Here is a 1,101-nt window from a genome sequence, read left to right on the forward strand (position 1 = left end):
GGCGGTTTCAAACCGAAGTGCAACGGGGGTTAATGTTTAGTTCTTTGAGGTTGGCTCGCTGAGGCAAGTGTTGCAGCGAAGACCTCGAATGGCGAATGGAACGCGTGGGTTGCGCGCGGCCGACTGTTCAGACTGTCGGCGATGGCATCGAGTTCGTCCTGAGTGTAGACCGAGAGGTCGGTGCCCTTAGGCAAATATTGACGGAGCAATCCGTTGGTGTTTTCGCAGGTCCCGCGCTGCCAGGGGCTATGTGGGTCGCAGAAGTACACGCGCACGCCAGTGGCTGCTGTGAGTTCTTGATGCCGCGACATTTCTTTTCCCTGGTCGTAGGTAAAACTTTGTCGCAGCGGTGCTGCAATCGAGTTGAGTTTGGCAGAGAAGCCCGCCAGCGCTGAAGCGGCGGTGGCGTCTTCCATCTTGGCGAGCAGCACCAGACGGCTGGTCCGTTCGACCAAGACGCCGACAGACGATTGATTTCCGGCGCCCTTGATAAAGTCTCCTTCCCAATGACCAGGCAGCAGGCGGTCCTCGATTTCGGGCGGGCGCACGTGAATACTCACCATGTCGGGAATCTGCCCGCGCCGGTCGGTGCCGCGCATGCGGGACATACGGGTGCTGTGGCCGTGGCGCAGGCAGGCAATCAACTGGCGGCGCAATTCGCCGCGCGGCTGAGCGTAGATGGCCGTGTAGATGGTCTCGTGCGAAACGTGCTGGGTCGGGTCGGTCGGATACATGCGCTTCAGTGTGCCCGATATCTGCTGGGGTGACCATTTCCACTCGAGCAGGGTGAGGACGATGCGCCAGCACACCCCATGCGGGCAGAGCTTTGTAGGACGACGACCCGCACTGCGACGCGCGGCGCTGAGCGCTTCTGCAGGTACGGACGCGTAGCCAGCAGGAGAACCATTTCGCTTCAGTTCACGGCTTACGGTGGCTGGCGAGCGGCCGAGTATCCGGGCCATGGCCCGGATACTCGAACCCTGCAAATGCAGGCTGGCAATGGTCAGGCGCTCTTCGGCTTGAAGCTGTTGATACTGAGTTCTTTCGTGCATCGCAACACCTTATACGAAACAGGTGTTGCACGTCAGATTTGAGGCCGCC

At 60.2% G+C, this 1,101-nt stretch carries 1 protein-coding gene; it reads right to left on the reverse strand.

Features of this window, described 5'->3' with window-relative positions; translation table 11 throughout:
- Window positions 1-29: 29 nt before the first annotated feature.
- Window positions 30-1,052: an IS30 family transposase gene (locus AWB76_RS38665; RefSeq protein ID WP_061165335.1), complete on the reverse strand. Its 1,023-nt coding sequence runs from the start codon at window positions 1,050-1,052 to the stop codon at window positions 30-32.
- Between the last annotated feature and the right edge of the window lie 49 nt (window positions 1,053-1,101).

Origin of the sequence: Caballeronia temeraria (assembly GCF_001544795.2) — a bacterium.
Lineage (GTDB): Bacteria > Pseudomonadota > Gammaproteobacteria > Burkholderiales > Burkholderiaceae > Caballeronia > Caballeronia temeraria.

Bases quoted from the DNA above. Each gene is read 5' to 3' on its own strand.
- AWB76_RS38665 (WP_061165335.1), bottom strand. From the start codon at position 1,052: ATGCACGAAAGAACTCAGTATCAACAGCTTCAAGCCGAAGAGCGCCTG.